Source organism: Dietzia sp. Cai40 (assembly GCF_014145165.1).
In the GTDB taxonomy this organism is placed as follows: domain Bacteria; phylum Actinomycetota; class Actinomycetes; order Mycobacteriales; family Mycobacteriaceae; genus Dietzia; species Dietzia natronolimnaea.
Window position 1 is genome coordinate 1 of record NZ_JAALEB010000368.1, and the last position, 7,770, is coordinate 7,770.

The following is a 7,770-nucleotide window of genomic DNA, read 5'->3' on the forward strand; positions in this document are numbered from 1 at the left end:
CCGGGCGCGCCGTCATTGGCGCCGGGGCGCGGGTCGGGGAAGCCCGCGAGGATGCGGGCGGTCTCGCGGAAGGTGCACAGCGGAGCACCGCGGGTGGGGGTCACCGTCCGCCCGGCCCGCAGGTCGTCGACCACCCGCCGGGCCGAGGCGGGGGTCTGGTCGTCGAAGAACTCCCAGTTGACCATCACCACCGGGGCGTAGTCGCAGGCGGCGTTGCACTCGATGTGCTCCAGGGTCACCCTGCCGTCGTCCGTGGTGCCGGTGCCGTCGAGTTCGAGGTGCTCGGCGAGGGAGGCCAGGATCTCGTCCCCGCCCATCACCGCGCAGAGCGTGTTGGTGCACACGCCCACCAGGTAGTCACCCGTCGGGGTGCGGCGGTACATCGAGTAGAACGTCGCCACCGCCATCACCTCGGCCGCGGTCAGGTCGAGCACCCGGGCGCAGAACTCGATACCGGCCGGGGTGATGTGCCCGTCCTCCGCCTGCACGAGGTGCAGCAGCGGGAGCAGCGCCGACCTGTCCTGCGGGTAGCGGGCGACGATCACGGCGGCATCGGCGGCCAGACGCTCCCGGACCTCGTCCGGATACGTCCGCCGTGCGCCCGGGTGGACGATGGCGCCCGGTTCGTCGGGCTTCTGACCGAACTGGAGGAAGACCGGCTCGCCGCTCATCGGTCCACACCCCCCATCACCGGGTCGATGCTGGCGACGGCGGCGATCACGTCGGCGAGCATCCCGCCCTCGCACATCGCGGCCACCGCCTGCAGGTTGGTGAACGACGGGTCGCGGTAGTGGACCCGGTACGGGCGGGTGCCGCCGTCCGAGACCATGTGCACTCCCAGCTCGCCGCGGGGCGACTCGACCGGCACGTACACCTGTCCCGGGGGCACCGCGAACCCCTCGGTGACCAGCTTGAAGTGATGTATCAGGGCCTCCATCGAGCTGTCCATGATGTGGCGGACGTGCTCGGCGGAGTTGCCCAGGCCGTCGGGGCCGACCTTGAGCTGGGCGGGCCACGCGATCTTGGGGTCGTCGACCATCACGGGGCCGGGCTCGAGCCGGTCCAGGCACTGTTCGACGATCCTCAGCGACTCCTTCATCTCGTCCACCCGGATGACGAACCGGTCGTAGCAGTCGCTGCCCGACCCGGTCACCACGTCGAACTCGTAGGTCTCGTACCCGCAGTACGGATCGGTCCGGCGCACGTCGTGGGGCAGTCCACTGGCCCGCAGCACCGGTCCGGTCACCCCGAGGGCGATGCACCCGGTGAGGTCGAGGTAGCCCACCCCCTCGAGCCGCATCTTCCAGATCGGGTTCTGGCGCAGGAGGAGCTCCATCTCGCGGATGCGGCCGGGCATCACGTCCAGGAGTTCGCGCACCTTGGGCACGGCCTCGTCCGGGAGGTCCTGGACCACCCCGCCGGGCCGGACGTAGGCGTGGTTCATCCGCAGACCGGTGATGATCTCGAAGACGTCCAGGACCATCTCCCGCTCGCGGAAGCCGAACAGCATGGGGGTGCTGGCCCCGAGTTCCAGGGCGCCGGTGGCGAGAGCGACCATGTGCGAGGAGATCCGGTTGAGCTCCATGAGCATCACCCGGATGACCGACGCCCGCTCCGGGATCCGGTCGGTGATCCCGAGCAGCCGTTCCACCCCGAGGCAGTAGGCGACCTCGTTGAAGAACGGCGAGAGGTAGTCCATCCGGGTGACGAAGGTGACGCCCTGGGTCCAGTAGCGGTACTCGAGGTTCTTCTCGATACCGGTGTGCAGGTAGCCGATCCCACAGCTCGCGCGGGTGACGGTCTCGCCCTCGATCTCGAGGATGAGCCGCAGCACCCCGTGAGTGGACGGGTGCTGGGGGCCCATGTTGACGACGATGCGGTCGTCGTCGGCGTTCCGTGCCGCGTCGCTGATCGCCTCCCAGTCCTGCCCGGTCGCGGTGAGGACGGTGTCCGAGTCGGTTCTGTCGGCCATCAGCTGTAGGCCCTCCGCTGGTCAGGGGGCGGGATGGTCGCGCCCTTGTACTGCACGGGGATCCCGCCGAGCGGGTAGTCCTTGCGTTGCGGATGGCCCTCCCAGTCGTCCGGCATCTGGATGCGGGTGAGTGAGGGGTGTCCGTCGAAGTGGACGCCGAAGAAGTCGTAGGTCTCCCGCTCGTGCCAGTCGGTGGTCGGATAGATCCTGGTCAGGGACGGGATGTGCGGATCGGAATCGGGGGCCGAGACCTCCAGCAGCAGCCGGCGGTTGTGGGTGATCGACTGGAGCGGGTAGACCACGTGCAGTTCGTGGCCCGCGGCGTCGGGGTAGTGCACCCCGCTCGCCCCGAGTGACATCTCGAAGCGGAGTGCGGGGTCGTCCCGGAGTGTCAGCGCGACAGCCGGCAGATGTCGGCGCCGGACGTGCAGGGTCAGCTGTCCGCCGTGCACCACGACCTTCTCCACGGCCTCGTCGAAGGTCGGTCCGCCCCGCGATGCCAGTGCGGCCGTGAGCGCGGCGACCACCTCGTCGTCGTCCCCACCGTCGGGCGGCCGGGTACCGCCCGGCATGTCGACCGGGCGCACGAGCCCGCCGAACCCGGAGGTGTCCCCGGAGCCGCGCACCCCGAACATGCCGTGGCGGACCCCGACCGTGGTCGCGTCGGATCCGGCCGGGCCCGCGGGGTCCGGGGCGTCGGCCGGGACCGGATGGTCGCCGGTCACCGGAACATCCCCTCGACGGGGATGAGCGGACGCTGGTCCAGGGCCGCCTGCTCCGCCGCGCGGACGGCCTCGGCCCGGTTGGCGCCGAGGGGCATGTGCTGGATCTTGTCGTGCAGGGTGATGATCGCGTGCATGAGCATCTCGGGCCGCGGCGGGCATCCGGGCAGGTAGATGTCCACGGGGACGACGTGGTCGACGCCCTGGACGATCGCGTAGTTGTTGAACATCCCGCCCGAGGACGCGCACACACCCATGGCCAGCACCCACTTGGGCTCGGCCATCTGGTCGTACACCTGGCGCAGGACCGGGGCCATCTTCTGGCTGACGCGGCCGGCGACGATCATCAGATCGGCCTGGCGGGGGGAAGCCCGGAACACCTCGGTCCCGAACCGGGCCAGGTCGTAGCGGCCGCCACTGGTGGCCATCATCTCGATGGCGCAGCACGCCAGGCCGAAGGTGGCGGGCCAGAGCGACCCCTTGCGCATGTAGCCCGCGAGTTGCTCGACCGTGGTCAGCAGGAACCCGCTCGGCAGTTTCTCTTCCAGTCCCATGACTGTCTCCTCCTCCCGGTTCCGGTCAGTCCCAGCTCAGTCCGCCCCGACGCCACTCGTAGGCGTAGGCGACGGAGACGTTGACGACGAACAGGGCCATCGCGGCCAGCCCGAACAACCCGAGGTTGTCGAAGTGGACGGCCCACGGATAGAGGAAGAGGATCTCGATGCCGAAGATGATGAACAGCATCGCGGTGAGGTAGTACTTCACCGGGAACCGTCCGCCGCCGACCGGCTGCGGGGTGGGCTGGATGCCGCACTCGTAGGCCTCGAGTTTCGACCTGTTGAACCGGCTCGGACCGGCCAGCGAGGAGACCAGCGAGGAGAAGACGGCAAAGGCGACGGCGACGGCCCCGAGGGCCAGGATCGGCACGTACTCGTTCATCGCGTCACTCCTCGCGTGTTCCTCGAGAAGGCACCTGTGGGCAGACTTCTCCTGCAACCGCATGGGATCGTCGGCGACCGGTGGTGGTGGGTTGACGGCCCGCCGACTCCCTGTCAGATCGGGGTGTCCCGGTCCTCGACTGTGACTCTACTCACATTGCTTTGACGTGTGTCTGGACTTTCGGCAGACGACTTCCGGGGTCTGTGGTGGCCGTCAACGGCGACCGTCCGTGGCGGCGGGCGCTCAGGTCGGCGCGAGGAGCGAGGTGACGGTGTCCCGCAGCCGGAGCGGGTCGATCGGGTGCGGGACCGACGCGTCGGCCCGGGACCAGTCGGCCAGCCACCGGTCGTCCGCGCGCCCGATCAGCACGAGGATCGGCGGGGTGTGGTCGAGCTCGTCGCGCAGCTGCTTGGCCAGACCCAGCCCGCCGGTGGGGGCGGCCTCGCCGTCGAGGATCGCGAGACCGATCCCCCCGGCGTCCATGTGCTCGATCACCACCGGTGCCGTGGCGACCTCGGTGAAGTGCAGTCGGGGGAGGTCGGGGTGCGGGCGCGTGCCCAGTGCTGACATGACGCGGCTGCGGGTCGCGGCGTCGTGGCTGTAGACGAGCACCCGTAGCTCGACGTCCGGACTGGTGATCTCGGTCACGTTCGCGATGCTACCGAGCGGGCTCGGCTGCGGTGGGGGCAGCCGGCGCACCGGCCGAAATGAGAGACGCGGCCCGGGCTCGAGAGCACCGGGCCGCGTCTGCGGCGGAGGATAGGGGATTTGAACCCCTGAGGGGCTATAAACCCCAACCCGCGTTCCAGGCGAGCGCCATAGGCCACTAGGCGAATCCTCCGTGGACGAGAGTACCCAGCGCGGCCAACCACTGGCAAACCATCCGGGAATCGCCGGCCAGATCCCGGGCTGCGTGCAGCGGCGGAGGCGGCACGGCTAGACTCGTCACCGGACCCCGCGCGGCGTCCATCCTGTGAACTCCCCCAGGGCCGGAAGGCAGCAAGGGTCAGCGGGCTCTGGCGGGTGCGCGGGGTCCCTTTACGTCTGGGTACACACACCACCGACGATGTCGACCTCCCGGAGGCCACTATGGCGCTGTCCGATCTCTCCGCCGACGAACTGACCCGGCTCGAGTCGGAGTTGTCGTCCGAGTACGACACGCTCGCCGACCGGGGGCTGTCCCTGGACCTGACCCGCGGTAAGCCGTCGCCGGAGCAGCTGGATCTCTCCGAACGACTGCTGGCGCTGCCGGGGGAGGGTGACCACACGGCCGGCAGGACCGACGTCCGTAACTACGGCGGCGGCGCCGGTCTTCCGGAGCTCCGCGGGATCATCGCCGAACTGCTGGGGGTGGACGCCGGCCGCGTGATCGCCCAGGACAACGCGAGCCTGTCGATCATGTACGACCTGCTGACGTTCTCGATGCTGTTCGGCACGCCCGACTCCGAGCGTCCGTGGAAGGACGAGCCGGAGCTCCGCTGGTTGTGCCCGGTCCCCGGGTACGACCGTCACTTCGGCATCACCGAGGCCCTCGGTATCGAGATGATCCCCGTGACGATGGGGCAGGACGGTCCGGACATGGACGAGGTGGAGCACCTCGTCGCCACGGACCCGTCGATCAAGGGCATGTGGTGTGTGCCGATCTACTCCAACCCGACCGGCACCGTCTACAGCGACCACACCGTGTCCCGGCTCGCCCGCATGGCCGCGGCCGCCCCGGACTTCCGGGTGATCTGGGACAACGCCTACGTGGTGCACACGCTGACCGAGGACTTCCCCAAGGTGCCCGATGTGGATTCGCTGGCCGCCGAGGCCGGGCACCCCAATCGATTCCTGCAGGTGTGTTCGACGTCCAAGATCACCTTCGCCGGGGCGGGCGTGTCGTTCCTCTCGGCCTCCGAGCCCAACCTCGACTGGTACCTGGGGCACACCGGGATCCGGTCGATCGGCCCCAACAAGGTCAACCAGTTGGCCCACGCGCGCTTCTTCGGAGACGCCGACGGGGTGCGGGACCACATGCAGAAGCACCGCGGGATCGTGGCCCCGAAGTTCGAGGCGGCCGCCGGCGCGCTGGACCGGAGGCTCGGTGGGTACGACGTGGCCCGCTGGACGAGTCCCGAGGGCGGGTACTTCATCGACCTCGAGGTGCCGGACGGCACCGCCACGGAGACCGTCCGCCTGGCCAAGGCGGTCGGGGTGGCTCTGACCCCTGCGGGTTCGGCCTATCCGTACGGGCAGGATCCCGACGATCGGCACATCCGATTGGCCCCCACGTTGCCGCCGCTGGCCGAGGTCGAGACGGCGATGGACGTCGTGGGGCTGTGCGCGCTGCTCGCCGCGTGCCGCGACGCACGAAACTGATGTAACAGCACCTCCCCCTTCGTTAATCACCTTCCCCCATGGGTCGGGTGCGCCGGGCGCCCGCCCTCGCGCTCCGGCGCGGGTCGCCGAGCCGTCTTCACCTGCGAGACATGCCCCAACGTGATCTACAACATGTTCCCATCGGGTGGGCACGCAGGGGGGACCGCGGCGGTGGCGCTGACGTGCACGTATGTCGCCAGCCGCATAGTTGAGCAATAGTCAACGAGAGTAGGTCCTTGATCCCCGCAGGTCGGCATGGTTGTATCTCTACCGTCCGGACCCCACAAGGGATCGGGCACCGGAGTGCGGCTGAGGGGCTGCGAGGGGCCGGTGCTTCGATCCTGGTCCGGAACCGCGCCGCGAGGGTCTGAGGGGGCCCGCACCGCCGCGCGAGGGACGTCGGGAGGGGCTGCGGAGACGCGGCCCCTCCGGTCATTTCCGGAGGTCGTGTCCCGGGACGCGGAGGGCGGACCTCGCCGTCGTACCCCCTGGGTACCCTCTACACGTGGCCCTCTATCGGAAGTATCGCCCCGCCTCCTTCGCCGAGGTCGTGGGCCAGGAGCACGTCACCGAACCGCTCTCGGTGGCCCTGTCCTCCGGTCGCATCAACCACGCCTATCTCTTCTCCGGCCCGCGAGGGTGCGGCAAGACGTCGTCCGCCCGGATCCTCGCCCGGTCGCTGAACTGCGTGGAGGGGCCCACCGCCACGCCGTGCGGGGAGTGCGACTCGTGCGTGGCCCTGGCACCCGGGGGCACGGGCACGCTGGACGTCACCGAGCTCGACGCGGCCAGTCACGGCGGCGTGGACGACACCCGCGACCTGCGTGAGCGGGCGTTCTTCGCGCCGGCGTCGTCCAGGTACCGGGTGCTCATCATCGACGAGGCGCACATGGTCACCAACGCGGGCTTCAACGCCTTGCTCAAGATCGTGGAGGAACCGCCGGAGCACCTCATCTTCATCTTCGCCACCACCGAGCCGGAGAAGGTGCTGCCGACCATCCGCTCGCGGACGCATCACTACCCGTTCCGCCTGCTCACGCCGTCGTCGATGCGCGGGCTGGTCGAGCGGATCAGCGAGCAGGAGGGCGTGAGGGTCGAGCCCACGGTCTTCCCCCTGGTCATCCGCGCGGGTGGCGGGTCGCCGCGTGACACGCTGAGCGTGCTGGATCAGCTGATGGCGGGCGCGGGCGAGGACGGCATCACCTATTCGCGTGCGGTGAGTCTGCTGGGAGCCACCGAGGTCGCGTTGATCGACGACACCGTGGACGCGCTCGCCGCGGGTGACGGTGCGACGCTGTTCCGGACCGTCGACAAGGTCATCGAGGCCGGGCTCGACCCCCGCCGGTTCGCCGCCGACCTGCTCCAGCGGTTGCGGGACCTGATCATGGTGCAGTCGGTGCCCCAGGCCATCGAGCGAGGGCTGGTCGACGCCCCGGTCGAGCAGGCCGACACCATGCGGCGCCAGGCCGAGAACATCGGGCCCGCCACCCTGGCGCGGTGTGCGGACATGGTGCACGAGGGGATGGGGTCGATGCGCGGCGCCACCTCGCCCAGGCTGCTGCTGGAGATCCTCTGCGCCAAGCTGCTCCTGCCCTCCGCCGACGACTCCATGATCGCGCTGTTGCAGCGAGTCGAGGCGCTGGAGTCGGGCACCGCGCAGGCGGCCACCGCGCCTGCCGGTGGTGCCCGGGTCCGGGACGGGGGTCCGTCCGGAGTGGGTGGGGCTTCGCCGGACGACGACGAAGGGCGCTCCGGCACGGGCGGCGCACCCGGCAC

General features: G+C 69.9%; 8 protein-coding genes, 1 tRNA gene and 1 other RNA gene. 3 read left to right on the forward strand and 7 right to left on the reverse strand.

What is annotated here, in order from left to right; translation table 11 throughout:
- From nuoE to G6022_RS13570, 7 genes are all read right to left on the reverse strand, one after another.
- Positions 1 to 671 (reverse strand): NADH-quinone oxidoreductase subunit NuoE (nuoE, locus tag G6022_RS13540; RefSeq protein ID WP_182691766.1); only part of this gene is annotated, 671 nt, incomplete at its 3' end.
- On the reverse strand, positions 668 to 1,972 hold the full coding sequence (gene nuoD, locus G6022_RS13545; protein WP_179524325.1) for an NADH dehydrogenase (quinone) subunit D: 1,305 nt from the start codon (positions 1,970 to 1,972) through the stop codon (positions 668 to 670). The genes nuoD and nuoE, both read right to left, overlap by 4 nt.
- Positions 1,972 to 2,697 carry an NADH-quinone oxidoreductase subunit C gene (locus G6022_RS13550; RefSeq protein WP_095717150.1) on the reverse strand — a complete coding sequence of 242 codons (726 nt, stop codon included), beginning with the start codon at positions 2,695 to 2,697 and terminating at the stop codon, positions 1,972 to 1,974. Before G6022_RS13550 ends, nuoD begins: the two co-directional genes overlap by 1 nt.
- Positions 2,694 to 3,248 (reverse strand): NADH-quinone oxidoreductase subunit B, encoded by a 555-nt coding sequence (locus tag G6022_RS13555; protein WP_095717151.1) that lies wholly within the window; start codon positions 3,246 to 3,248, stop codon positions 2,694 to 2,696. The genes G6022_RS13550 and G6022_RS13555 overlap by 4 nt, the downstream gene beginning before the upstream one ends.
- Before the next feature lie 25 nt (positions 3,249 to 3,273).
- On the reverse strand, positions 3,274 to 3,633 hold the full coding sequence (locus G6022_RS13560) for an NADH-quinone oxidoreductase subunit A (RefSeq protein WP_182639554.1): 360 nt from the start codon (positions 3,631 to 3,633) through the stop codon (positions 3,274 to 3,276).
- A gap of 243 nt (positions 3,634 to 3,876) precedes the next feature.
- Positions 3,877 to 4,203 (reverse strand): hypothetical protein, encoded by a 327-nt coding sequence (locus G6022_RS13565; protein WP_241731218.1) that lies wholly within the window; start codon positions 4,201 to 4,203, stop codon positions 3,877 to 3,879.
- A 183-nt stretch (positions 4,204 to 4,386) separates the two neighbouring features.
- Positions 4,387 to 4,474 (reverse strand) — tRNA-Ser (locus tag G6022_RS13570).
- A gap of 106 nt (positions 4,475 to 4,580) precedes the next feature.
- On the opposite strand from G6022_RS13570, the gene ffs reads away from it, so the two are divergent.
- The 3 genes from ffs to G6022_RS13585 all read left to right on the forward strand — a co-directional run.
- An RNA gene (gene ffs, locus G6022_RS13575) (signal recognition particle sRNA small type) lies at positions 4,581 to 4,675 on the forward strand.
- A gap of 47 nt (positions 4,676 to 4,722) precedes the next feature.
- Positions 4,723 to 5,994 (forward strand): aminotransferase class I/II-fold pyridoxal phosphate-dependent enzyme, encoded by a 1,272-nt coding sequence (locus tag G6022_RS13580; RefSeq protein ID WP_179524327.1) that lies wholly within the window; start codon positions 4,723 to 4,725, stop codon positions 5,992 to 5,994.
- Between the two features lie 505 nt (positions 5,995 to 6,499).
- On the forward strand, positions 6,500 to 7,770 hold a 1,271-nt coding region (locus G6022_RS13585; protein WP_182691768.1), incomplete at its 3' end, for a DNA polymerase III subunit gamma and tau.

Excerpts from the sequence above, each read along its gene's own strand:
- nuoD (WP_179524325.1), bottom strand. The coding sequence starts at position 1,972 with ATGGCCGACAGAACCGACTCGGACACCGTCCTCACCGCGACCGGGCAG.
- G6022_RS13555 (WP_095717151.1), bottom strand. The coding sequence starts at position 3,248 with ATGGGACTGGAAGAGAAACTGCCGAGCGGGTTCCTGCTGACCACGGTC.
- G6022_RS13560 (WP_182639554.1), bottom strand. The coding sequence starts at position 3,633 with ATGAACGAGTACGTGCCGATCCTGGCCCTCGGGGCCGTCGCCGTCGCC.
- G6022_RS13565 (WP_241731218.1), bottom strand. The coding sequence starts at position 4,203 with ATGTCAGCACTGGGCACGCGCCCGCACCCCGACCTCCCCCGACTGCAC.
- G6022_RS13580 (WP_179524327.1), top strand. The coding sequence starts at position 4,723 with ATGGCGCTGTCCGATCTCTCCGCCGACGAACTGACCCGGCTCGAGTCG.